Consider the following 25,556-nt stretch of genomic DNA (forward strand, 5'->3'; position numbering starts at 1 on the left):
CCTATTTCTTGAATTTCGGATCGAGTGCATCTCTCAATCCGTCTCCGAATAAGTTGAATGCGAGTACAACGATGACGATCATCATGCCAGGGAAGAATGTGATGTGTCCTGCCTGGTACATGTAGTTTCTTCCATCATTGAGCATGGCCCCCCATTCAGGTGTTGGCGGCTGTACGCCCAGACCGAGGAATGAAAGACCGGCTGCGGAAAGGATTGCAGTTGCGATGAACAAAGTCGTATTTACGATGATTGGTGACATGATGTTCGGTAATATATGTTGGAAGATGATTTTGCCATCACGTGCACCGAGGGCGCGGATCGCATCCACATATTCCAGTTTCTTTGTTGTAAGTGTTGAACCGCGGACGATACGTGCAAACTGAGGCACGGCCCCGATTGCAATGGCAATGGTGACGTTTATTGTGCTGCCGCCAAGTACGCTGACGATTGCAAGCGCAAGCAGGATGCCTGGGAAAGCGAGTAGAACATCCATGAGTCTCATGATGATCGTATCAAGCCACCCGCCATAATAACCGGCGAGAATCCCAAGTGGTACACCCACAAGGCCGGCAAGGAAAGTCGCTGCAAACCCTACCCCTAATGTTATGTACATACCATGGATTATTCTGATGAAGATATCCCTGCCGAGATGATCCGTACCGAACCAGTGAGCGGCTGAAGGACCTTCCAATTTTTCTGTCAGACTGGTTGCATTTGAACTGATCCCTGTAAGACCATAGTTAGCATCGAGTGCACCGAAAATCGATACAAGGAAGAAGAAAACAAGTATATAGAAGCCGACAAGTGCCGATTTATTCTTCTTCAGGCGCTTATAGAAATCCTTCGTGCTTTTGACCCTGGGATTGACCGGTTTGGTGTCCCGGATTCTTTCTTTGGATGCAACTGCCATGAATTGACCTCCTAATAATTCTGATTGAATTTTATGACAAATCCTTGAATTGCTTCTTATAATGATACAGTCATAAAGTGAATTTTTCAATATTTTATAGAAATAAATGAAAGGGCTTTCATGCATTTTTGAAGAAAATTTCTTAAAATTGTGTAAAATGAATCATTTAATTCAAATTTGTCGTTTAAATTTGTTTGAAAGATATGTATATTTGGTGTAACTGTCAAAATTCAGTATATTCAATTAATTTTATCATTTCAAGTATGTGTATGGTTCTTCAAACCTGTATATTTCATTGGATTTAATGCGGCTATTAACTTTCTACCATGGAAAATTAATGATATAGATGCGATATGGGAGTGAAAAGAGCAACTGTATTGAACTGCCTATTAAACTAGTATATTATTATCTATATAAAACCTATTTGTAAACTAGGGATTAAGCAGAAGGTGGAAGGCGGGATTTGATGAAAAGGTTTATGGGGGTATTTGTGCTTGTACTGCTCCTCGTTCTGACGGCATGTACGGACGACAGTGATGCTGATCCGGAAAGTGATGTTGATGATGAAGGCGGTCAGGCTTCAGGAGGTGACTTCATATTATCAGTGGGAAATGATGTGGTTTCTTTGGACCCGCATGGAAGCAATGACTTATATTCCGATCAGGTGAGGAATACAATATATGAAGGACTGGTTACTCAAAATGAAGCGCTCGAAATTGCGCCATTACTCGCCAATGAATGGGAACAGGTGGACGATACGACATGGCGTTTTGACCTGGAAGAAGGTGTCACGTTCCATGATGGCAGTGAATTCAATGCCGAAGTCGTTAAAGCGAATTTCGACAGGGTGCTTGATCCTGCAGTTGCGTCACCACGGCTGAACATTTTCGAGATGGTTGAGGAAGTGAATGTAGTCGATGAATATCAGGTTGAAATTGTGACATCATATCCATTTGCACCCTTGCTGGCCCACCTCACACATGATGGAGGGGGAATGATCAGTAAGGAAGTCATAGATGAAGACTACCAAAACGCCCTGGAGGAAGCGGGGCTCGAGATGCCGCTTGAGGAGTTTTATGAGCTGAGGGACACAGGCGGTACAGAATATGAAGATGCTGCAGAAGATATATCGGAGTATCTGCATACTGTAGTGGAACAGAAACCAACGGGAACGGGATATTTGCAGTTTGAAGAGAGGACCCCGGGTGAAAATACCGTTCTTGCCAGGTATGACGAATATTGGCAGGAACCGGCAAAACTGGACACTGTCACTTTCAAGGTTGTTTCAGAAACGGGTTCAAGGATCGCAGAGCTGGAAACCGGAGAATCGCATATGATCAGCGGGTTTGAACCTTCGAGCATGGGCAGGATTGAGAACAATGAAGACACGCATATGTACACTTTCTACAATATCGCAATGGAATATATCGGCTTTAATACACAGAAAGAACCGCTTGATGATAAACGGGTAAGACAGGCCATCACACATATCTTTGATAAGGAAGAAGTCATCAATGGTATATACAGTGGTACCGGCAGGACGCTGGAAGGTCCGCTCCAACCGGAAGTCCTGGGCTATGACGAAGACATTGAAGGACTGGGATATGACGTGGAGCGGGCACGTGAACTGATGGCGGAAGCAGGTTATGAAGATGGCTTTGAAATCTCCATCATAACCAATGATGCCCCTGAAAGGGTGGATTTGGCTGTCTACCTGCAGGAAGCTCTTCAGGAAATCAATGTGGACGCTACAGTGGATCAGTTTGAATGGGGGGCTTACCTGGAAGCGGCGAGTACCGGGGACCATGACATCTTCATACTCGGCTGGCCAAATGCAACAGGAGATCCGGACCATGGATTATGGCCGCTCTACCACTCGTCAATGATGGGCAACCAGGGGAACAGATTCTTCTTCGAAAACGAAGCACTTGATGATCTTTTGGAAGAAGGGCGACGTGAAACGGATACTGAAGCCCGTGAAGAGATATACAAGGAAGCACAGGAATTGCTGATTGATGAAGCGCCATCAATATTCATGCGTCAGGCTGAAAGTATGAACGCCTATAGGGACGAAGTGGAGGGTCTTGTAATCGATACGTATAACAGGCCGGATTTCAGGAATGTAACAATAGAATAACAGCCAAATATATTATGATCCTATCTTCAGCCCCCTGATGCCTGTTGGCATCCAGGGGGCTTTTTCCTGCTCCATGGGATCGTTTCAAAATCCGGAAGCCATCTGCAGTCGTCTACAGATGAGTATACTTGGATGACCTAGATGATTTTTTAAAGTTCAGAATATTCCTTATTGAAAGAATACTGTTGCTGTTATAAAATGGATTTACCCCAAAAAAGAACTTACATATTTGGATGGGAGAGATTTTTCAAGAGGAGGAGTAGGATGAAGAATTTTTGGAAGTTGATGCTGCTTAGTGTGTTTGTTCTCGTACTGGCAGCCTGTACGGATGACAGCGAGGTCGAACCTGAAGGGGGTGCCGAAGGGGAGTCGTCCTCCAGTGAGGGCGGCGAGATGGTTCTGGCATTCCCGAGTGATGCTGTATCCATGGACCCCCATGGCAGCAATGACGTGCCTTCCGAGCAGGTACGGGATACAATGTATGAAGGTCTTGTGACCCAGGATGAAAACTTGGAAATTGTGCCGGTCCTGGCTTCCGAATGGGAGCAGACGAGCGATACTACATGGGAATTCACCCTGCAGGAAGGTGTCACTTTCCACGATGGCAGTGAATTCAACGCTGAAGTTGTAGAGGCGAACTTCGACAGGTTGCTGGATACTGCAACGGCTTCGCCGAGATCTTTCCTGCTTGAAATGGTGACGGAAGTGAATGTCGTCGATGATTATACCGTTGAACTTGTAACGGAGTTCCCTTTCTCCCCGCTGCTGAACAACCTGACGCACGGGGCGGGCAAGATGATCAGTAAAGATCTCATTGATGAGGACTATCAGAATGCGATTGATGAAGCAGGACTCGATATGACACTTGAAGAGTATTACGAACTCCGTGAAGAGGGGGGAGATGAATACGAAGAAGCGGCCAATGCAATAGGTGGCGCCATCGGCACCGTGGTGGAGCAGAATCCTGTTGGTACCAACTACCTCCAATTTGAAAGCAGGAACCCGGGTGAGAACACCGAGTTGACTGCATATGAAGATTATTGGAACGGTGCTCCGACGATCGATTCGGCTACGTTCAAGGTCGTTTCCGAAACTGGATCCAGGCTTGCGGAACTAGAGACGGGAGACTCTGACTTCATTGCACAGGTCGAGTCCAGCAATATTGAGCGTGTAGAGAGCAATGAGGATGTGACACTGGAAAGAACCGATTCAATGTCCATCGACTATATCGGTTTCCATACCCAGAAGGAGCCGTTCGATGATCCGAGAGTCAGACGTGCGATTACGCATGCATTCGACAAGGAAGCTGTGCTCTCCGGGGTCTACAACGATTCAGGCAGGCCTGCAGTCGGTCCTCTTGCGCCGGGAATATTGGGTCACAGCGAGGATCTCGAAAGTCCGGCATATGACATGGACCGGGCAAGGGAACTGCTTGCAGAGGCTGGTCATGAAGATGGATTCGATGTCAACCTGATGGTCAACGACGACAATCCGGAACGTGTGGATATGGCTGTATGGCTGCAGGAATCATTGGCTGAACTCAACATCAATGTGAACATCGAACAGGTTGAATGGGGTGCGTATCTTGAGATGACGGGCAACGGCGAACATGACATGTTCATCCTTGGCTGGTCCAACTCGACAGGTGACCCGGATAATGGCATCTCTCCATTATTCCATTCCGACATGGTCGGTGATCCTGGTAACAGATCATTCTTCGAAAGTGACGAGCTCGACGCTTTGCTGGATGAAGGAAAGCGTGAATCCGACCAGGAAGTGAGGGAGCAGATTTATCAGGATGCCCAGCAGCTTCTTGTGGAAGAGGCTCCGGCAATCTTCGTCCGACACTCGGAGAACCTCAATGCCTACAACAACAATGTGGAAGGCATTGAAATCGACACCTACAATATTTTCGACCTTAGAAACGTCAATATCAACGAATAGAGTACTTTGTGGGCAATTGAATTCATTTGAAAAACGGAAAACACGTCTTGTGTTTTCCGTTTTTTATTCTTCCCATTATTTGAAAATGTGGGAAAATTCATCTTGAAGGCGCTTCCCTATTCCTGTATCATGAAGTTGATTAAATCTTGCATTTAATTAAAAATTATTAGGAGGTCCAAAATGAAAAATTTAAAACTGCTTCTAATGTTAAGCTTGGTTTTAATTTTATCATTTGCGCTGGCTGCCTGTACGGATGACAGTAACGTCGATCCGGAAAGCGATTCTGCAGACAGCGGAGAAGAATCTTCAGGTGATACTGAAGGCGGAGAAGGTGGAGAAGGCGGAGATCTCATCATTTCCGAGATGAGTGACGTTGTCAGCCTGGATCCGCACGGCAACAATGACGTACCATCAAGTAACGTACGTTCGAATATCTATGATACATTGACTGTTCTGGATGAAAACATGGAAGTCCAGCCTGGTCTGGCGACTGAATGGGAACAGCTTGATGACAATACATGGGAATTTACTCTCAAGGAAGGTGTCATGTTCCATGACGGTACTGAATTCAATGCAGAAGCCGTCGAAGCGAACCTGAAGCGCATCACTGACCCAGCGATGGCGTCACCACGCATGTTTCTGTACGAGATGATTACAGACGTAGAGCCGGTGGATGAGTATACTGTCGAGATTACGACGGAATATCCATTTGCCCCGCTCCTTGCACACCTTGCACACGATGCAGGCGGCATGTTGAGCAATGATGTCATTGATGCAGACTATGAGCAGGCATTGTCCGACTCAGGTGAAGAAATGACGCTTGAGGAGTACTATGAACTTCGCGATAGCGGGGGCGAGGAGCATGAGGAAGTTGCGAATGCGATTTCCGGAAACATGGGACAGCATGCTGCTGAAAATGCAATCGGCACAGGTCCATTCCAGGTACAGTCCCGTGCAGCTGGAGAGAACGTTGTACTCGAAAGGAACGAAGAGTACCACGAAGACCCTGTAGCACTTGATACAGTGACATTCAAAGTGGTACCGGAAACAGCCGCGCGTATTGCTGAACTTGAAACTGGGGACAGCCACGTTGCGGGTGCAGTTGAGTCCAACAACATGGATCGTGTGGACTCCCACGAAGAAACATATCTCGACAATACAGAGTCACTGTCACTTTCATACATCGGTTTCAATGTTGAAAAGGAACCACTCGATGACCCGCGGGTCCGTCAGGCAATCTCTTATGCCATCGACAGGGAAGCAATCATCGAGGGAGTATATGATGGTGTAGGTATCCCGGCAGAAGGGCCACTTGCTCCGGATGTATTCGGCTATGATGAAAATGTAGAAGGCATCTCCTACGACATGGATCGTGCGAAGGAACTCATGGCAGAAGCTGGGTACGAAGATGGCTTCTCCCTTGAAATCTGGACAAATGACAGCCCGCAGCGTATCGATACGGCAGTATATCTGCAGGAATCCCTGCAGGAACTCAACATCGAGTTGAACGTCGAGCAGCTTGAGTGGGGTGCGTATCTTGAAAGGACTGCACAGGGTGAACATGACATGTTCGTTCTTGGATGGTCTACAGTAACTGGGGACGCGGACTACGGCATGTATCCGCTGTTCCACTCTGAAATGCACGGGGATCCGGGCAACCGTTCCTTCCTGAGCAATGATGAACTGGACGCCCTGCTTGAAGAAGGCCGTCAGGAGACCGACCCTGAAGCCCGTCAGGAAATCTACACTGAAGCTCAGGAAATGCTTGTGGACATCGCGCCTATGGCGTACATCCACCACCAGAACTATCTGACCGGTGTCCGTACAGATGTACAGAACTTCGAAGTGGATGCCCTCGGTATCTATCAGCTGGATGAAGTCACTCTAAGTGAATAGACAACATCAACACCCCGGAAAATTCCGGGGTGTTTTTTAGACTTTCACGAATTCCATAAAGTGATATAATCTGTATCAGGATGAAAAAAGGGTGATCAAATGAAACGTCTGTTCGTTGTTGCAATGGTGGTGCTTCTCGCCGGGTGTGGAGAAGGCGAAAGCCAGGCTGCAAAAGACCTGGAGAAAGTGAAACAGGAGAATAAATCATTGGAAAATAAAATACAGAATGTCAAAAGTGAAAACAGCCAGCTGGAAGAGAATATCGAAACGAAGGAAGAGGAACTGGAGGAGCTTCAGCAGAAAGAGTCCAGTGATGCAGAGTCTGACGAAGAAACCGGGGAAGGGTCTTCAGAAGAATAGCCGCTAAGATTAAATGCCTCTCAAAAGGGAATATATGATATAAATACTTTAGAGAGAGGGATCTTTATGCACGAAGACAAATTCAATATCATCGAAGGAAAAGAAATGACACTTGAAGCACTGGGCTATGAAATAGAGGAGATCACCGGTATGGCAGTCAGGGACTTTGAAGGGGATGCCTCCCGGTTCGTTTCCAAAAAGCCCAATGCAGATCAGGAATTTGAAACGTTCAATGTGAGATATGATTTCAAAGAATCCAATGACTTTGTGGATGTGGTATTCACTACCCAGCAGAAAGAAGAGCTGGAAGATTATGATTTTGATGAAGAAGAAGTGAAAGTGCAGCTCATTACTTATAAGAGGATGGATGCACCATTGGAGAATGAAAGTGAGAAAGTGGAGGAGTAGAGAGGGTGCTTGCCCTCTTTCTCTTTCATTTTTATGTGGTGGAGCCGTGGAACGCAGTCATTATATAAATGAGAGAATGGTTGAGGATAAGCATGAAATACATCAAAACGAAGCGGTTGATATTGCGTGACTGGCAAGAGAGTGATATCGCCCCTTTCATCAGAATGAATCAGGATTCCGATGTACGCAGGTATTTTCCCGAAAAGCTTTCCAGCGAGGCGTCGAGGCAGTTCATCGTCGATGCACAGAAAGATATCGAGGATAGAGGCTTTGGATTATTTGCAGTGGAAAGACGGGATACCGGCGAATTCATCGGCTTTACAGGCATGCAGGTGCTGGAGGAGGATGGTCCTTTCAGACTTGAATTCCTTCCTTGCATAGAAATCGGCTGGCGCCTCATGAAGAAGCACTGGAACCAGGGATTTGCCACCGAAGCGGCAGTCGGAGTCCTTAAGTTTGCAGAACGCCATACGGATATCAAGGAAATATATGGACTCGCAGCGAAGAGGAACTGGCCCTCGATTCATGTCATGGAAAAAATCGGCATGACCAGAGTGGAGGAGTTCGAGCATCCACTGATTATCGATGGCCATTCTCTAAAGCGGCATGTTGTATATAGGCTGAAACTATAAAAAAACGACGTCCTAGCGACGTCGTTTTTCAGTCTCGTATGTCCTTATTTCAATCGGTTCGTATATTTCAAAGCTTTTCAATATTTCATTGGCATCATCCCCGATGAAAAGCTGGCCCATGTACTTCTCGTCGAGAAATCCTTCTGCAATGAGTTTTTCGAAAAGATGGGTGAGTGCATCGAAGAAATTATTGACATCCAACAGACCAATCGGCTTTTTCTGCAGACCAATCTGTCCCCAGGTGAACATTTCGAAGAATTCCTCCATTGTTCCGGCGCCCCCGGGCAGCGTGATGATGGCATCGCCGAGCGTCTCCATCCGTGCCTTTCTCTCGTGCATGCTCTCCACGACTTCCATATGCTGAACTTTGGGGTGTGCCATCTCCCGGTCTACCAGAAACTGGGGTATGACCCCTGTTACAGTGCCGCCTTTCGAAAGGGCTCCATCAGCGACAGCTCCCATCAGTCCGACAGCACCGCCGCCAAAGACAAGGCCGATGCCTTTTTCTGCCAACAGTTGGCCGAGCGCGTAGGCACGCTCTTCGTATACCGGATCGCTTCCTGTATGTGCACCACAGAATATGGTGATATTGTTGATTTTCATCCCATGTCACCTTTCTTTCTAATGTGGTTCAAAATGTCGGATGCTACTGCTTGTATTGTTTCTTTTTATGCTTGTTGATTTTCTTTTCAAGTTTCTTTTGTTTTCTGGATTTCCTGATCGCTCCCGGTTCGCCCGTCTTCCTGCCGATAGAGGACATTTGGGATTCATGGAGTGAACGGTGCTGGTTGAAAAGTGAATCATCCTGCTCTGCCCTTTTGTTCGCTGCTTCTGCATTTCTCGGATCCAGAGTGTTCTTGTGTTCTGTAAACAATTTTCCGTTTTCGTATTCGTCCTCTTCATGACCTTTTACTTTTTTATCGATCCAGTGGTTGATGTTCTGATTCATGTGGTCCAGCCTTTCCTGTTCATCGTTGTTTTGATCATGTACCTCTCCCTGGATCCCGATGTCCAGTCTTTCCTCATCGCCTTCAGACAGGCTTGCACGGTTGTGCGATTGGTCGTCATCATATTCTGTGGCGATTCCATAGTTGTCAGGATTGGATTTTTTCTCGGCCCGGGTTTCGGGGCTGGCGGTATCAGGCTCTTTATAGTCATCGGACACCGTCATTGATTGGGACCTGTCTTCATCATCCGACTCTGTGCCCGATTGCAGGATTTTTGGCACAGGAATCCTGCTCTCGGTCTGCTCCTGCAGCCGGTCTTTCCTATGCTTCTCTTTTTCCTTCTCAAATTGCTTGAGCAGGGATTCTTCCTGCTTCAGGCTCTGTTCATATTGCTTCTGATCCTTCTTGTAAGTATGCTGCAGACGTTTGTCGGAAACAACATCGCCCACCTTGGAAACCGCCGACCTGCCTGTCTGGTATGTGGATGTGCTTACATTCTTTACCGATTCCGCTGCACTGGTGCTCTTGTCTTTGGCCACATGGTAGACTGTGCTCGATGTCTCCCCGATTTTCTGCATGTCGGGATGCTCTTTGATCCGTTTTCTTTCATTAAAGAGAGGGACGAGTATAACGGGTAGCAGCGTGGCTGCCATTTTCACTTTATCATTCATTCATCTAACCTCCAGCATCTTCGTATATGATGATTATAATATACCCGTAGAGATGTTTCATTAAACTGTAAACAAATTCGTTTAAATAACGCAGTATTAAGGTATGGTTATAGTAAATGAGGAGGAATGCATGGTGAAAACAATTACTGGACAGATGACACTTGGTGACATCGTAACAGAAATTCCGAAAGCAGGGGACATCTTAAGAAAGCAGAGAATCGATTTTGCCAATGATGGAAACAGGACCTTGAAGGAAGCAGCCCTTGTCCACCAGCTTCCGTTGGAAAACCTGCTATATGAAATCAATCGGGAGGGGTCCGCAAACCAGGATGGCATCGATATAAAATATATGGACGAAGAGAGTATCATCAAGTATATACAAAGAAAATATCATGAAGACCTGAAGGATGAACTCCCGGTTCTTGAACCATATGTGGAAAAAATGGTCAAGGAGGATGAAAATCTGGAGACTGTGGAAGACATCTTCCTGAACCTGAAGGCGGCTCTGCTCGATCATACCAGGGATGAAGATGATAACGTCTTTCCAATGCTGGAATCATTTCTCAACAATCCTTCCGAAGATAAACGGGAGGCCCTCAAACCCCATATAACCGAGCTTGAGGATGAACACCGCAATGCAGCAGAAGCATTCTGGCGCATTCGGGAGCTGACGAATGACTATACGCCATCAGAAGGGGATGCGGGTATCATACGCTTTGTCTATCAGAGGCTGGAAAAGCTTGAAAAAGGCACCCTGGACCATGTTCACCTTGAGAACAACATTCTTTTCAAAAGGGTAAGAGAGGCGCACTACCAATAGAATTACAGGAAATGATGAACCCCTGCTTCCAAAAGAAGGAAGCAGGGGTTTTGTTGTTTTCATATGGTGAGGTCACTCGAGAAGACGACGAATGACAATTGGCGTCCTCCGACCGTCCGCTTCTATTCATCCTCCTGCTTCTTTGGCAGTGTGACGGTGAAGGTTGTGCCCTCACCTTCGCGGCTTTCCACCTCTATCCTTCCGTGATGCGATTCTATCAGGTGCTTGACTATGGCAAGGCCGAGACCTGTACCGCCGGAGTGTCGGGACCGTGCCCGATCAACACGATAGAAGCGTTCGAATATGCGGGGGAGGCTCTCTTCCGGAATGCCGATGCCATCATCCTGAATAATGAGTCGGACCTTGTCTACATTCTCTTTCAATGAGACTTTGACAGTCCCGCCTTCGGCGGTGTAGTTGATGCCATTGCCCACCAGGTTGAGTATGATTTGTCTGAGACGGTCTTCGTCACCCTGCAGATGCAAATCTTTTGATGGGTCAGGCAGCAGAAGCCTTGTCTTCTTCTCCTCGATGACGCCCTGCAGTGTAACTGAAACTTCGTGGACGAGCGCTGTCATGTTGATGGTCTCAAGATTCAGCGGCATCTCCTTCTTCTCTATCTTGGAGAGGTTCAGAAGGTCCTTGATCAGGCGGTCGAGCCGCTGGCTTTCATCGTGTATGATCTTGAGGAACTGCTGCGTTGTTTCTTCATCAGTCACCTCTCCACTCATCAGTGTTTCCGAGAATCCTCTGACGGAGGTGACGGGTGTCTTCAGTTCATGGGAGACGTTGGCGACAAAGTCGCTGCGCATCTTCTCCAGCCTTCTTATATCTGTAATATCGTGGAGGACGATGATTACACCCCTCTGCTGCCACCCCTGACCGTAGTAGGGTGCGAGATGGGCATCCATGATGCGTTCCTGTGGATAGTAGGAGTGGACTTCTTCGTGTACCTTTTCATTGCTTTCGAAGACAGTGCGTATATGCGGACTCAGGGCAAAGCGTTCACCGACTTTTTCATAGGGCTGGCCGATGATGTTGTCCTTGTGCTGGGAGAGGAACCTTTCCATCGCCGAATTCATCAGTGCAACCGTGCCGTCCTGGTTGATGAGCATGACGCCGCTCACCATGTTCGAGATGATGCTGGTGAGCTGCTGTTCATTCTCCTCTATCTCCTTCATCTGTCTCTGCAGGCTGGCGGCAAGGGCATTGATGGAGCGGGAAAGGTCACCGATCTCCCCTTTTGGTTCTGTATTCACCCGGCTGCTGTAGTCATTTCTCCTCAGACGCGAGGTGACATCCATGATGCTGTCGATCGGCCGTGTAATGCTTCTCGCAAGCATCGTACTCGCAATGGCGGCGATGACGAACATCAGGCCGAGTGCGAGCGACAGGCTGAACCATAGCCTGTTCATGGCATCATCGATGACTTCGAGGGATAGAGAAGTTCTGACTGCCCCTACAATTTCCCCCTGGGAAACAAGGGGGAGGGCGACATACATCATATTGAAATCCTGGGTGGTACTGTAGCGGATCGATTCTCCGAATTCCTCCTCCTGCTGGAGCACATTCTGTATTTCAGGACGATCGAAATGATTGTTCATTTCTTCAGGATCATTTTCGGAATCGGCAAGGACTTCACCTTCCGTGTCCACAACCGTAAAGCGCATCTGTATCGGTTGTTCGAAGTTCTGGATGAGTTCCTGCAGCTGCTCCCGTTCACCGTAGCTGTCTGAGGCGACGATGAGCTGGGTGACCATCTGTGCATTTTCAACCAGATGATCGCGTGTCATATCGGTATAGGCATTTTTCAGCAGGGCTGCCAGGAAAAACCACAGGACGATGATCAGAATGAGGATCAGGATGAAGAAGGCGGATGCAATCCTGAACCATAGGCGCTTCATTCTGCTGGAACCTCAAGCTTGTAGCCGAATCCCCTGATGGTCCGGATGTAGGCCGGGCGTTTCGGGTCCGCTTCAATCTTCTCGCGCAGGTGGCTGATATGCACATCGACGATCCGCGTATCCCCATCATAATGGAAGTCCCATACCCCGTTCAGCAATTGATCGCGGCTGAGGACCTTGTTCTTATGGTTTGCAAGATAGAGGAGCAGTTCATATTCCTTCGGGGTGAGCACGAGCTGTTCTCCGCGGGCATATACATCATAGGTATCCATATGGATTTCGAGCTCGCCGAGCTGGATGATGGCAGACGTTGCGTCTGCTGTTTTCTGTGTCTGTGTCCTTCTCAGGATTGCCTTGACGCGTGCCACCACTTCCCGTGGACTGAAAGGTTTTGTCATATAGTCATCAGCACCGAGTTCCAGTCCCAGAATCTTATCGAACTCCTCATCTTTGGCGGTCAGCATGAGGATGGGCGTATCCACCTTCTCCTGTCTGAGTGTCTTGCAGACATCCATGCCATCCATGCCGGGCAGCATCAGGTCCAGCACAATAAGATCGGGTTTTTCAGTCAGTGACAGATCCAGCCCCTGCCGGCCATCCTCCGCTGTCATCACTTCGTATCCGGCTTTCTCCAGGTTGAATTTCATCAATGTAACAATGGATGGTTCATCATCCACCACGAGGATCTTATGCACAGTAATAGCTCCTTTCACACATCTCAATTTTAAAATCTAATCATCTCAGCCGTTATATTTTACCATGGAGTCACAGAAAATTTGAAAACTTTACATACTTGTCACAATCTTTTTGAGGCCTTTCAGGAAAAGTAGGAATTTCCCTAATATCATTCTCTTAAAAATAGACAGATAATGGATATATCTTAGAGTCATAGTAGATATTCTGATAGGAGTGGCATAGATGAAGAAATTGTTCGGCCTGAAATTTTTCGAACCGACGGAAAAGTTCAACGGCAACTGGTCAATAATGGAAGATAAGAGCAGGGAATGGGAGAAGATGTATCGGCAGCGCTGGAGTCACGACAAAGTCGTCAGGACGACCCACGGTGTAAACTGTACCGGCTCCTGTTCATGGAAGGTATTCGTCAAGAATGGCATCATCACATGGGAGAACCAGCAGACGGACTACCCTTCCTGCGGCACGGACATGCCTGAATATGAACCGAGGGGGTGCCCACGCGGCGCGTCCTTCTCATGGTATGAATATAGCCCTATGCGCATCAAATTCCCATATATGAGAGGGAAGCTGTGGCGACTCTGGCGGACGGCGCTGGAAGAGCAGAATGACCCGGTCCAGGCATGGGCAAGCATTATCGAGGATGAAGAGAAGGCGAAGTCCTATAAGCAGGCCAGAGGCATGGGCGGACACGTGCGTGTCACATGGAAGGATGCAACGCAGCTGATTGCAGCCCAGCTCATCTACACCATCAGAAAATACGGTCCTGACCGCATTGCAGGCTTCACCCCGATTCCTGCAATGAGCATGATCAGCTATGCAGCAGGCTCAAGGTTCATCACCCTGCTTGGTGGGGAGATGCTCAGCTTCTACGACTGGTACGCGGATCTTCCGAATGCTTCGCCTCAAATATGGGGAGAACAGACGGATGTCCCGGAATCGGCGGACTGGTACAACTCCAACTATCTGATGATGTGGGGATCGAACGTTCCGCTGACCCGTACACCGGACGCCCACTTCATGACCGAAGTGAGATACAAGGGGACGAAGATTGTTTCCGTAGCACCGGACTATGCAGAGAACGTCAAATTTGCAGATAACTGGCTCGCTCCAAACCCGGGTACGGATGCAGCAGTCGCACAGGGTATGACGCACGTCATCCTGGACGAGTTCTATCATCAGAGGCAGGAACCGATGTTCATCGACTATGCGAAACGCTTCACCGATATGCCGTTCCTGATCATGCTGGATGATTTCCAGGATACATTGAAGGCAGGAAGGTTCCTCAGAGAAAGCGACCTCGGCATAGACTCCAAGAATGCGGAGTGGAAGCCGGTCATCCTGGACGGAAATACGGATGAACTGATCGCCCCGAACGGCACGATGGGACAGCGCTGGGAGGACGGCAAGCAGTGGAACCTCACACTCGATCGGGAGGATGGCACCGTCATCGATCCAGCATTGACTGTCGAAGGACATGACGCCGAAGTGATCGAAATCGTCTTCCCATACTTCGACAACGCAGGCAACAGCGTATTCAAGCGTCCGATCGCAGCGCGCAAAGTGCAGCTTGCAGACGGCACCGAGCGCTATGTGGCGACAATCTATGACCTGATGACCAGCCAGTACGGCGTCAACCGCTTCGGCACCGAAAATGAAGCGCGTGGCTATGACGATGCCTCATGCATCTACACACCAGCATGGCAGGAAGAAATCACCGGGGTGAAACAGTCCCTCATCGTCCAGATTGCCCGTGAATTTGCACAGAATGCAGTCGATACGGACGGGCGCTCCATGATCATCATGGGCGCCGGCATCAACCACTGGTTCAACTCCGACACCATCTACAGGGCGATTTTGAACCTTGTGATGCTGTGTGGCTGCCAGGGCAAGAATGGCGGCGGCTGGGCGCATTACGTCGGACAGGAGAAGGTGCGGCCTTATGAAGGATGGGGCCATGTCGCATTTGCGAAGGACTGGCAGGCACCACCGCGCCAGCAGAATGCAACCAGCTGGTTCTACTTTGCAACAGAGCAGTGGAGATACGAAGAGGCCGGTGCGGATGCACTGCAGTCTCCGACAGCCGAGAAGATCGACTACAAGCACCCTGCGGACTACAACGTACTTGCAGCACGCCTCGGATGGCTGCCAAGCTACCCGCAGTTCAATAAGAGCAGTCTTGAATTTGCCAGGGAAGCCGCTGCCAAAGGAGATGATTCCGATGAGGCCATCATCAATCTGGCCGTCGAGCAGCTGAAGAACAAGGAGACACGGTTTGCGATTGAGGACCCGGGTGCGAAGGAGAACCATCCAAAAACGCTGTTCGTCTGGCGTTCCAACCTGATCTCATCTTCTGCAAAGGGGCAGGAATACTTCATGAAGCATCTGCTCGGAGCCAAAAACGGCCTTCTTGCGACGCCGAACGATGAATTCGTCCCTGAAGAGATCGAATGGCGGGATGACGTGGAAGGGAAACTCGACCTCATGGTCGCACTCGATTTCAGGATGACGGCGACGCCGATATATGCGGATATCATCCTGCCGGCGGCAACGTGGTATGAGAAGCATGACCTCTCAAGTACTGACATGCACCCGTTCATCCACCCGTTCAATCCTGCCGTCGACCCATTATGGGAGTCAAAATCGGATTGGAATATATTCAAAGATCTGTCGAAAAGATTCACCGACATGGCGAAAGAGCACCTGCCGGGCAAACATAAGGATCTGGTCACAGCGCCATTGGCCCATGATACAAAACAGGAAATTGCACAGCCTCTGGGTCATGTGAAGGACTGGTCGAAGGGCGAAGTCGAAGCCATCCCGGGCCAGACGATGCCGGGAATGAAGATCGTCGAGCGGGACTACACGGAAGTGTATGACAAATTCATCACCGCCGGACCACAGTTCAAGACAAATATCGGTGCCCATGGCGTCTCATTCGATGTAAGCGACCAGTATGAGGAACTGAAGGGAATGCTTGGAGTATACACCGACGGCACGATCAAGGATGGCCTGCCCAAGATGGGTACGGCAAGGAATGTGGCTGATGTCATCCTCCATGTCGCCTCCTGTTCGAATGGGGAAGTGTCCAGGAAGTCCTATGAAAACCTTGAGAATCAGACAGGCATGCCGCTCGCGGATATTGCAGCCGAGCGTGAACATGAGAAGATCACATTCAAGAACATTACCGCGCAGCCACGGGAAGTGCTGCCGACAGCAGTATTCCAGGGCTACAACAGGCCGGGCAAGCGCTACAGCCCATTCACGATAAATGTTGAGCACAATGTGCCTTTCAGAACACTGACAGGACGCCAGTCATTCTATCTGGATCATGACATGTTCCTGCAGTTCGGCGAGGCGCTGCCGGTCTACAAGCCGACACTGCCGCCGATGGTGTTCGGCACAAGGGACAAGCAGATCAAAGGGGGCGTCGACAGTCTTGTACTGAGATACCTGACGCCACACGGCAAGTGGAACATCCACTCCACATACCAGGACAACCTGCACATGCTGACGCTCTTCAGGGGCGGGCCGACAGTATGGCTGTCCAGACTGGATGCAGAAGCGCACGACATCAATGATAATGATTGGCTTGAAGTATACAACCGCAACGGCGTGGTCAACGCACGGGCAGTCGTCTCCCACAGGATGCCGAAAGGGACGATGTTCATGTATCACGCACAGGACAAGCACATCGAGATGCCGGGTTCTGAAATTACGGATACAAGGGGCGGCAGCCACAACGCGCCGACGAGAATACACATGAAACCGACGCAGATGATCGGGGGATATGCCCAGACAAGCTATGGTTTCAACTACTACGGACCGATAGGGAACCAGAGGGATGTATATGTGGCAGTAAGAAAAATGAAGGAGGTCAATTGGCTTGAAGATTAAAGCGCAAGTAGCAATGGTGATGAATCTGGACAAGTGTATCGGATGCCATACGTGCAGTGTAACGTGCAAGAGTACATGGACGAACCGACCGGGTGCAGAATACATGTGGTTCAATAACGTGGAGACGAAACCGGGGATCGGCTATCCAAAACGCTGGGAGGACCAGGAACATTATAAAGGCGGCTGGAAGCTCAAGAACGGCCGTCTGGAACTCAAAAGTGGCACGAAACTTTCAAAGATTGCCCTCGGGAAGATCTTCTACAACCCGGACATGCCTGAAATGAAAGAGTACTATGAGCCTTGGACATACAACTATCACGACCTGATTACGAAAGAGGAGGGTGAACACAGTCCTGTAGCGAAGGCGCACTCCGTTGTTTCCGGAGAAAAGATGGACCTTGAATGGGGACCGAACTGGGAGGATGACCTCGCTGGCGGCCACATCACGGGACCAAAGGACCCGAACATCGAAAAGATCGAAGAGGAGATCAAATTCAACTTCGAACAGACATTCATGATGTACCTGCCACGACTCTGTGAACACTGCCTGAATCCAAGTTGTGTGGCAAGCTGTCCATCCGGTGCGATGTACAAGCGTGATGAGGATGGTATCGTACTCGTCGACCAGGAAGCATGCCGCGGCTGGCGCTACTGCATGACCGGCTGCCCCTACAAGAAGGTGTACTTCAACTGGAAGACGAACAAGGCTGAAAAATGTACGTTCTGCTATCCGCGTGTAGAAGCAGGGCTGCCGACTGTATGTTCAGAGACATGTACAGGCAGAATGCGCTATCTGGGCGTCATGCTCTATGATGCGGACCGTGTACTTGAAGCGGCATCCGTCGAAGACGACCAGGCGCTGTACGAAGCACAGCTCGACCTCTTCCTCGACCCGAATGATCCTGAAGTAATCGAACAGGCGGAACGTGACGGCATCTCCGCAGACTGGATCGAAGCGGCCCAGAGTTCGCCGGTATACAAACTGGCAGTGGAATACAAGCTTGCATTCCCGCTCCACCCTGAATACCGTACAATGCCGATGGTCTGGTACTGCCCGCCGCTCAGCCCGATTATGAACTACTTCGAAGGCAAAGACTCCATCAAGAATCCGGACGCCATTTTCCCGGCGATTGAGGAGATGAGGATCCCACTCCAGTATCTGGCGAACATGCTGACTGCCGGAGATGTGGAGCCTGTCAAAGGTGCGCTCCAGAAAATGGCCATGATGAGGCAGTATATGAGGGCCATCTCAAGCGGCAAGGATTTTGATGAAACAAGGCTGGAACGTGTCGGCATGAATGCCAATGTAACAAAATCTCTGTACCGCCTGCTGGCGATCGCCAAGTATGAAGACCGCTTCGTCATACCGAGTTCCCACAGGGAGCAGTATGCAGATCCATACCGTTCGCAGGGCAGCAGCGGTTTCGGCTTCGGCGGATCGGACTGTGACGGATGTGGACCGTCCCTTGCGCAGGCATCAGTAGCGAAATCTGGTAAGGAAGTCTATGAAGAGAACTTCTACGGGGGAATATGGCGTGATTAATCTCGAAAAATTATATGACTACAAGGAATCATTCGGTTTCTTTGCAAACCAGCTCACATATCCTGAAAAACTGGATTTTCATCCACGGGAATTCGAGGGGGCTTTCTGGGAAAGTCATCCCGCCTATCCCTATGTTCAGCAGTATTGGGAGGATATGCATGAAATAGGACTGGATGACATCCAGCAGGTCTATACGCAGACATTCGACTTCGACAAGCACACGAATCTGTATATGACGTACTTCAAATTCGAAGATCAGAAAGAGCGCGGGCAGATGCTCGCCAAGCTCAAAGTGCTGTATGAAATGTTCGGTCTGAAGATGCCGGACAATGAGCTGAGCGACTATCTTCCATTGATGCTCGAGTTCCTCTATGCCGCAGACTGGCGTGGGGACGACCGGGCGAAAGAGAGCATGGCACTGCTCATCATGGTACTTGAAGATGGCACCTACCACATCATCCAGGCACTTGAGAAGAATAAGAGCCCATATTTCAACCTGATCAAAGGGCTGCGGGAAACATTCAAGGCGTGTGTGGAAGTGTCGGAGAAAGAGGGCGTGGAAAATGATTGACCAATTTCTATGGGTGATCTTCCCATACCTGTGTGTAGCGGTTTTTGTGGTCGGCCACATCTGGCGATATAGAATTGACCAATTTGGATGGACCGCCAAATCAAGCGAGTTCATCGAGAAGAAGCAACTGATGATCGGGAGCATCCTGTTCCACTTTTCCGTCATCCCTGTCTTCTTCGGCCATCTGGTCGGCCTGCTGATTCCTGCACGCTGGCTGGAAGCCATCGGTGTGACCGAGCACCTGTATCATATCGGAGCTGTCTATGTTGGAGGGTTCTTCGGCATCGTGATGCTCCTCGGCATGATCATCCTCACTTTCCGCCGCATCACCAAGAGGTCGGTACGGAGGCTGAGTTCAGCATCTGATATCATGGTCAACTTCCTCCTGCTGTTCATCACATTCATCGGTGTGTATGCCACGCTCGTAACAAACGCGGTCGTCACCGATTTCGACTACCGTGCCTCAATTTCAGTATGGCTGCGGGGGCTGCTGATCTTTTCACCAGATGCGAATCTGATGACAGATGTGCCATTGACCTTTAAAATACATGTAATAACTGGATTCCTGATTTTTGCATTATGGCCTGCGACACGTCTCGTTCATGCATGGAGCCTGCCTTTCAACTATGTGGGCAGAAGCTATGTCGTCTACCGTAAGAACAGATAGCAGAGGGGATCTCCTTGGATGGGGGAATAGTATGATGGTAGAGAAAATTGAATCTGTCCTGATGGACATGAAGGAAATGTTCGGTTTCGATATAGTGGCACTGACGGATGTCAAAAACAGACGCGGCCAATATATGGTCAAATGGAAATACAACATCGGCAGCACGAACACCCGGTGGAAGAAAATAGCGCTTCCCAGCGGCAAAGGGGTGCCGGGTGCTGTGATGAAGACCGGCAAATCCATGATTATAGAAGATATTGCAGATACGGAAATAGCGACCAGCCTTTTCCGCTATCCCATACTCAGGATGGAGCAGCTGAAAAGCTTTGTGGCTATGCCCATATGGAACGACGACGAAGAGGTTATAGGCATTCTGCTGATGGGTAACAGAAGGGAAAGGGCGTTTACAGAAACGGAGTATGAAAAGATCAAGCATCATGTTGAAACGACCCTCAGACAACAAATACTGAAAGAGCTGATGGTTAATGAATAATTCCAGTCTGGTCACTTTGCTCGAGGCAATGTTCCACCAGTCAAAAGAAATGATACTGTTCGTCAATAACGATGGTGAAATCGTATATATGAATGCCCATGCAGCGGCCACCCTGGACGACACCAATTATGACAAGAGCCAGTTCCAGCATATCTGCACGCATTGCCAGGGCATGTATGCAAGCGGGGGACGTGTGGAGTGCAACAATTGTTATCTGCATGTCGACGAAAAGGTGTCCTTCCAGGTCTATATGCGGACGAGGGAAGGGGATGTCGTGCCTTTCATCGCCAACTTCCAGCGCATCGATCCGGAAAACGACATCAGTGTATTCACCCTGAACCCATTGGCTGAGCAGCTGAAAACGCAGGAGATCGAGCACCAGAAAAGGCTGACGCAGCGCATCATCCATGCGCAGGAAGGGGAACGGAAGCGGATATCGAGAGACCTTCATGATGGCGTCACCCAGGAGCTGCTCAATGTGCTTCTGGAGATGAGGCTGTTCAAGTATATCGAGGACCGTGGTGAGCTCAACGAGAAGATGATGAAGTCGGAGGAATCCCTGAGCCGGCTGCTGGACTATGTCAGGAACATTTCGGTGGAGCTGCGCCCGGCGAGCCTCGATGATCTCGGGATAGAAGCGGCCCTCAAGACACATTTCAAATGGATTGAAAAGCAGTACGGCATCACTGTGAACTGCGAACTCGACATCAGGCAGAAACGCTTCAATCCGGAAGTGGAGACGGTCCTTTACCGCATCATCCAGGAAGCGATATTCAACGCTGCCAAATACGCCGAGGTGGATATGGTCGATGTCAGGCTCGAGGAAGTCGACAGCGGCATGGACCATCACATCAGTTTCGAAATAGAAGACTCCGGTCTGGGCTTCCGTACTGGGGATACACCGGTCGGTACGGGCCTCGGCCTCTTCGGCATGTCGGAGCGGGCCAGCAGTGTTGGCGGTACTGTCAGTGTGGACAGCGCACCCGGCAAAGGTACCAGGGTGTTCGGTTCCATTCCAGTTTAGGAGGAGATAGCATGAAAATTGTCATTGCTGATGACCATGCAGTTGTCCGTACAGGCTTCAGCATGCTGATCAACTATCAGCCGGATATGGAAGTGGTCGGCACAGCAGCTGACGGCAGGCAGGCTTTTGACAAGGTGAAAGAACTCGGGCCGGATGTGCTCCTGATGGATCTCAGCATGCCTCCAGGAGAATCCGGCCTTTTTGCTGCCAGTCGCATCCACGATGCATTTCCTGATTTAAAGATACTCATTTTGACGATGTATGATGATGAGGAATACATTACGCATACTTTCAAGAGTGGGGCAAAAGGATATATTCTGAAGAACTCACCGGATGAGGAGCTGATCAGGGCGATCAGGGCGGTGCATGACGGGGACAGGTACATCGATCCGGTGCTCATGGACGAGAATATGGAAAAGCTCCTCAACGATGAAGAAGTCCCTGGAAAATTGGGTGAACCCTTCAGCGTCCTCACCAAGCGGGAGCTTGAGATTCTGCCGCTTGTCGCCAAAGGGTATGGCAACAAGGATATTGCCGAAATGCTGTTTGTTTCCGTGAAGACGGTGGAGGCGCACAAGGCGAGGATCATGGAGAAACTCGGCCTGTCCACACGTCCTGAACTTGTAGAATACGCCATGAAGAAAAAACTGATAGATTTCTGAATGTAGGTGAATGTAATGGTAGAGCAGGAACAGTTTCAATTTAAAGTGAAAGCATTGCGTGTATTGGAGAACGAACACAGGTATTTGAAGTATCTGATGAATGACTGGTTCCAACTGGTGCTCAAGTTTGAACACGATGATGTCAAAAGCCGTCTGGAAGGCCTGATGGTCATAAAGGACTTGAGGGAGAAGCTCACTGCATTCGAAAAACCCCTGAAACGCCACCAGGCGAAGGAGGAGCAGTACTTCTTTCCGATGCTCGGCGCCTATATCGGCCTGGAACAGGGGCCGATCCTTTCAATAGAAGAGGAGCATCAGGAAATCGATGCCTATATCCAGCACTTCTTCCATCATTCCATGCATGACATGAATGAGATGTCGCTCGAGAGCATGAACGAAATGGTCAAGGATGTCATGGAAGCATACGAGGTGCTGATGGTACATATGGTAAAAGAGGAGTCTGTCCTGTTTACAATGGCCGACAAAGTGCTTAAAGCAGTCGACGAGGAAGTGCTTCTGGAGCAGGTCAACACACTGATTACTGAATGATGGGGGGCTGCACCTCAAATATAGGGTTTTCCCTTCTTACAGAGATTGCCATCCAGATTATATAATACATTTGTAAAATAAATCACAATCTAAAGTAAGTGAGGTTGGTCCGTATGAATGAAAACATGGGCAAAAGACAGCTGGTCCTCCAGACATTCAGCCTGCTGGCTGGATTCATGGTATGGACACTGCTGGCTCCACTATTCCCGGAAATTGTAGAGGATATACCGGAAGCTGCCGAACAGCAGGCGCTTATCGTTGCACTGCCGGTGATACTGGGGTCCATATTGCGTATACCTTTCGGCATATTTGCCAATAAGATAGGAGCACGCATCGTATTCCTGTTCAGTTTCATATTCCTGCTGATTCCCGTATTCTATCTGAGCGTTGCATCCACACCGATGGATCTGATGATAGCAGCCGTATTCCTCGGCATCGGTGGTGCGACATTCAGCATCGGCGTGACAAGTCTTCCCAAATACTATCCGAAAGAGAAGCATGGCTTCGTCAACGGTGTATACGGCATGGGCAACATCGGTACTGCGGTGACGAGCTTCGGTGCACCCGCACTGGCCCTCGCCTTCGGTGGCTGGCAGGCGGCAGTGCAGACATATCTCGTCGTACTGGCACTCTTCGCCATCCTGCAGTTCATATTTGGAGACAAGCAGGAGAAGAAGGTCAATCTGCCACTCGGGAAACAGTTCAATGAAGTCATCAGGGACTATAAGTTCTACTTCTTCAACCTGTGGTACTTCATCACATTTGGCGCATTTGTGGCCTTTGGTCTCTTCCTGCCGGGATTCCTTACAGACGAGGCACTGTTTGGACTGACAACGCTCGACGCCGGCGTCAGGACGGCGGTATTCATCGTCATAGCCACACTGCTCAGGCCTGTCGGTGGACTGATCGGGGACAAGTTCAATGCACTGCATGCCCTGATCATCACATTCATCGGGCTGACCCTATCCGGTCTGCTGCTGGCATTTACGTATAACTTCATCTTCCTGTTTACAGCCGGCTGTCTGCTGGCTGCGGTATGCGCAGGAATCGGGAACGGACTCGTATTCAAATTCGTTCCGACATACTTCTCGAAACAGGCGGGCATCAGCAATGGCTTTGTGGCCATGATGGGCGGGCTGGGCGGCTTCTTCCCGCCGATCGTCATCGATCAGACGCACAGCATGACGGGAAGCTACGCCCTGGGGTTCATACTCCTGTCCGTCTTCTGTGTCATCGCCCTGTTTACAATGTTCTACATGAATAGTACTCTTAAGAAAAATGAACTGGTATGAGAGTGATAATATGGAACGCTATTCCAGACAGATACTTTATAACAGAATAGGATTGGAAGGACAGCGCCTCATCGCGTCCCGGACGGTACTCATCGTCGGGACGGGGGCGCTTGGTTCTCTTTCAAGCGAATTGCTGGCGCGTGCAGGGATAGGAAAACTCATACTGATCGATCGGGATTATGTGGAACATTCCAATCTGCAGCGCCAGACGCTGTACACAGAAAGTGATGCGGATGAAAAGAAGCCGAAAGTGATCGCGGCCAGGGAACGGCTGCTGGAAATACGGCCGAATCTTGAAATCGATGCCCACATCGCACATTGCGACGGGCCGCTTCTCGAGAGCCTCGCCGAAGAGGCGGACCTGCTTTTGGACGGCACCGACAATTTCGATACGCGCCTTCTGATCAATGATGTGGCCTACAAGTACGGCAAGCCATGGGTGTATGCCGCATGTGTGGAAGCATCCTACAGCAGCTGCGGTTTTGTACCTGGCGCAACACCGTGCTACCGCTGTCTCGTTCCGGTCCTGCCGACCACCACATTGACATGTGACACAGCGGGCATCATTGCACCGGCTGTCCAGATGGCTGTGGCCGAGCAGGTCACCACTGCCCTGAAGATACTGACCGGGCAGTACGAAGCACCCTATTACATGCGCATCGGAAACGTGTGGGATATGGAGCATATGAAATACCGCATCGACGGCATGAAAGAGGCGCATTGTGATACGTGCGGGGAAGCCCCCGCCTATCCGGCCCTCGACATGAAGGCCGACGTGGCGATGCGCCTGTGCGGGAGGGATACGGTCCAGGTGATGGATGACCGCATTACGGAAGCGGCGGTGGACCATGCGTTGGACCACCTTGGTACGGATGTGAACCGCACGCCGTACTTCAGGGAATTCCATTATGATGGCTACCGTTTCGTATGCTTCAAGAACGGACGGCTGCTGATTCATGGACTGGATGAAATGAACAAGGCGAAAACACTCGTCAATCAACTGTTTGGCTAGGAGGATACTTATGAGCATCGTCGGCAGAATTGATCGGGATATTACGGTGGGCGTCATCACAATCAGTGATACGCGGACGAAGGATACTGACAAGGGCGGACGCCAGGTCATGCATCATCTGGAGCAGCTGAACACTGTCCTCGGGGAGTCGGATTACAGGATTGTAAAGGATGATGCGGGGGAAATCACCGAGGCCATCCAGCATATGGTGGACCGCGGGCTGGATGCGATCATTACGACCGGGGGCACGGGCATCGCCCGCCGGGATGTCACGATCGAGGCGCTGCGTCCGCTGTTCGACAAGGAAATTGAAGGATTTGGTGAAATCTTCAGGATGCTGAGTTTCACCGAAGATATCGGCTCGCGCAGCATCCTCTCCCGGGCCGTCGCCGGGACTGTGGACCGGACGGTCATCTTTGCACTGCCCGGCTCGACGGGAGCGGTGAAACTGGGGATGGAGCGGCTGATCGTGCCTGAACTGAACCATTTTGTACATGAACTCAACAAATAAAGCGTGCCCCCGG

At 49.7% G+C, this 25,556-nt stretch carries 23 protein-coding genes; 18 read left to right on the forward strand and 5 right to left on the reverse strand.

Features of this window, described 5'->3' with window-relative positions; all coding sequences use genetic code 11:
• Window position 1: 1 nt before the first annotated feature.
• Entirely contained in the window at window positions 2–910 is a 909-nt protein-coding gene (locus RQP18_RS01795) for an ABC transporter permease (protein ID WP_342388457.1), read from the reverse strand.
• A 466-nt stretch (window positions 911–1,376) separates the two neighbouring features.
• On the opposite strand from RQP18_RS01795, the gene RQP18_RS01800 reads away from it, so the two are divergent.
• The 6 genes from RQP18_RS01800 to RQP18_RS01825 all read left to right on the forward strand — a co-directional run bounded on the left by RQP18_RS01800 (window position 1,377) and on the right by RQP18_RS01825 (window position 8,287).
• Window positions 1,377–3,047, forward strand: a complete 1,671-nt coding sequence (locus tag RQP18_RS01800; RefSeq protein ID WP_342388458.1) for a glutathione ABC transporter substrate-binding protein — start codon at window positions 1,377–1,379, stop codon at window positions 3,045–3,047.
• 264 nt (window positions 3,048–3,311) lie between these two features.
• Window positions 3,312–4,991 carry a glutathione ABC transporter substrate-binding protein gene (locus RQP18_RS01805; RefSeq protein WP_342388459.1) on the forward strand — a complete coding sequence of 560 codons (1,680 nt, stop codon included), beginning with the start codon at window positions 3,312–3,314 and terminating at the stop codon, window positions 4,989–4,991.
• A 180-nt stretch (window positions 4,992–5,171) separates the two neighbouring features.
• Window positions 5,172–6,887, forward strand: coding sequence for a glutathione ABC transporter substrate-binding protein (locus RQP18_RS01810; protein ID WP_342388460.1), 1,716 nt, complete (start codon window positions 5,172–5,174; stop codon window positions 6,885–6,887).
• 99 nt (window positions 6,888–6,986) lie between these two features.
• Window positions 6,987–7,247, forward strand: coding sequence for a hypothetical protein (locus tag RQP18_RS01815; RefSeq protein WP_342388461.1), 261 nt, complete (start codon window positions 6,987–6,989; stop codon window positions 7,245–7,247).
• Window positions 7,248–7,313: 66 nt separating this feature from the next.
• Window positions 7,314–7,655, forward strand: coding sequence for a hypothetical protein (locus RQP18_RS01820; RefSeq protein ID WP_342388462.1), 342 nt, complete (start codon window positions 7,314–7,316; stop codon window positions 7,653–7,655).
• A 92-nt stretch (window positions 7,656–7,747) separates the two neighbouring features.
• Entirely contained in the window at window positions 7,748–8,287 is a 540-nt protein-coding gene (locus RQP18_RS01825) for a GNAT family N-acetyltransferase (protein ID WP_342388463.1), read from the forward strand.
• A 12-nt stretch (window positions 8,288–8,299) separates the two neighbouring features.
• Here RQP18_RS01825 and RQP18_RS01830 read toward each other — a convergent pair whose 3' ends face one another.
• Both RQP18_RS01830 and RQP18_RS01835 read right to left on the reverse strand, forming a co-directional pair.
• On the reverse strand, window positions 8,300–8,890 hold the full coding sequence (locus RQP18_RS01830) for a TIGR00730 family Rossman fold protein (RefSeq protein ID WP_342388464.1): 591 nt from the start codon (window positions 8,888–8,890) through the stop codon (window positions 8,300–8,302).
• 43 nt (window positions 8,891–8,933) lie between these two features.
• The gene (locus RQP18_RS01835; protein ID WP_342388465.1) at window positions 8,934–9,905 is read right to left on the reverse strand and encodes a hypothetical protein; all 972 of its coding nucleotides are present in this window, start codon (window positions 9,903–9,905) and stop codon (window positions 8,934–8,936) included.
• 130 nt (window positions 9,906–10,035) lie between these two features.
• Between RQP18_RS01835 and RQP18_RS01840 the strand changes: the two genes are divergently transcribed.
• Window positions 10,036–10,725, forward strand: a complete 690-nt coding sequence (locus tag RQP18_RS01840) for a DUF542 domain-containing protein (protein ID WP_342388466.1) — start codon at window positions 10,036–10,038, stop codon at window positions 10,723–10,725.
• 122 nt (window positions 10,726–10,847) lie between these two features.
• Here the strand turns inward: RQP18_RS01840 and pnpS are convergent, their stop codons facing one another.
• On the reverse strand, window positions 10,848–12,629 hold the full coding sequence (pnpS, locus tag RQP18_RS01845; RefSeq protein WP_342388467.1) for a two-component system histidine kinase PnpS: 1,782 nt from the start codon (window positions 12,627–12,629) through the stop codon (window positions 10,848–10,850).
• Window positions 12,626–13,324, reverse strand: a complete 699-nt coding sequence (locus RQP18_RS01850; protein WP_342388468.1) for a response regulator transcription factor — start codon at window positions 13,322–13,324, stop codon at window positions 12,626–12,628. The genes pnpS and RQP18_RS01850 overlap by 4 nt, the downstream gene beginning before the upstream one ends.
• Before the next feature lie 223 nt (window positions 13,325–13,547).
• Between RQP18_RS01850 and RQP18_RS01855 the strand changes: the two genes are divergently transcribed.
• The 11 genes from RQP18_RS01855 (at window position 13,548) to RQP18_RS01905 (ending at window position 25,543) form a co-directional block, all read left to right on the forward strand.
• On the forward strand, window positions 13,548–17,219 hold the full coding sequence (locus tag RQP18_RS01855; protein WP_342388469.1) for a nitrate reductase subunit alpha: 3,672 nt from the start codon (window positions 13,548–13,550) through the stop codon (window positions 17,217–17,219).
• Window positions 17,209–18,762 carry a nitrate reductase subunit beta gene (narH, locus tag RQP18_RS01860; RefSeq protein ID WP_031547239.1) on the forward strand — a complete coding sequence of 518 codons (1,554 nt, stop codon included), beginning with the start codon at window positions 17,209–17,211 and terminating at the stop codon, window positions 18,760–18,762. The genes RQP18_RS01855 and narH overlap by 11 nt, the downstream gene beginning before the upstream one ends.
• Entirely contained in the window at window positions 18,755–19,333 is a 579-nt protein-coding gene (narJ, locus tag RQP18_RS01865; protein WP_228311026.1) for a nitrate reductase molybdenum cofactor assembly chaperone, read from the forward strand. The genes narH and narJ overlap by 8 nt, the downstream gene beginning before the upstream one ends.
• A complete protein-coding gene (gene narI, locus RQP18_RS01870) occupies window positions 19,326–20,000 on the forward strand; it encodes a respiratory nitrate reductase subunit gamma (RefSeq protein WP_342388470.1) in 675 nt (224 codons plus the stop codon). The genes narJ and narI overlap by 8 nt, the downstream gene beginning before the upstream one ends.
• 31 nt (window positions 20,001–20,031) lie before the next feature.
• Complete coding sequence (locus RQP18_RS01875; RefSeq protein ID WP_342388471.1) at window positions 20,032–20,493, forward strand: GAF domain-containing protein; 462 nt, start codon at window positions 20,032–20,034, stop codon at window positions 20,491–20,493.
• The gene (locus RQP18_RS01880) at window positions 20,486–21,517 is read left to right on the forward strand and encodes a sensor histidine kinase (protein WP_342388472.1); all 1,032 of its coding nucleotides are present in this window, start codon (window positions 20,486–20,488) and stop codon (window positions 21,515–21,517) included. The genes RQP18_RS01875 and RQP18_RS01880 overlap by 8 nt, the downstream gene beginning before the upstream one ends.
• An 11-nt stretch (window positions 21,518–21,528) precedes the next feature.
• Window positions 21,529–22,179, forward strand: a complete 651-nt coding sequence (locus RQP18_RS01885) for a response regulator transcription factor (RefSeq protein WP_342388473.1) — start codon at window positions 21,529–21,531, stop codon at window positions 22,177–22,179.
• Window positions 22,180–22,194: 15 nt separating this feature from the next.
• Window positions 22,195–22,728, forward strand: a complete 534-nt coding sequence (locus RQP18_RS01890; RefSeq protein WP_342388474.1) for a hemerythrin domain-containing protein — start codon at window positions 22,195–22,197, stop codon at window positions 22,726–22,728.
• 113 nt (window positions 22,729–22,841) lie between these two features.
• Window positions 22,842–24,020 (forward strand): nitrate/nitrite transporter, encoded by a 1,179-nt coding sequence (locus RQP18_RS01895; protein WP_342388475.1) that lies wholly within the window; start codon window positions 22,842–22,844, stop codon window positions 24,018–24,020.
• Entirely contained in the window at window positions 24,007–25,032 is a 1,026-nt protein-coding gene (locus RQP18_RS01900) for a ThiF family adenylyltransferase (RefSeq protein ID WP_373446105.1), read from the forward strand. The genes RQP18_RS01895 and RQP18_RS01900 overlap by 14 nt, the downstream gene beginning before the upstream one ends.
• Before the next feature lie 10 nt (window positions 25,033–25,042).
• Window positions 25,043–25,543, forward strand: coding sequence for a MogA/MoaB family molybdenum cofactor biosynthesis protein (locus RQP18_RS01905; protein WP_342388477.1), 501 nt, complete (start codon window positions 25,043–25,045; stop codon window positions 25,541–25,543).
• Window positions 25,544–25,556: the final 13 nt, after the last annotated feature.

It is taken from the genome of Salinicoccus sp. Bachu38, assembly GCF_038561955.2.
Taxonomy (GTDB): domain Bacteria; phylum Bacillota; class Bacilli; order Staphylococcales; family Salinicoccaceae; genus Salinicoccus; species Salinicoccus bachuensis.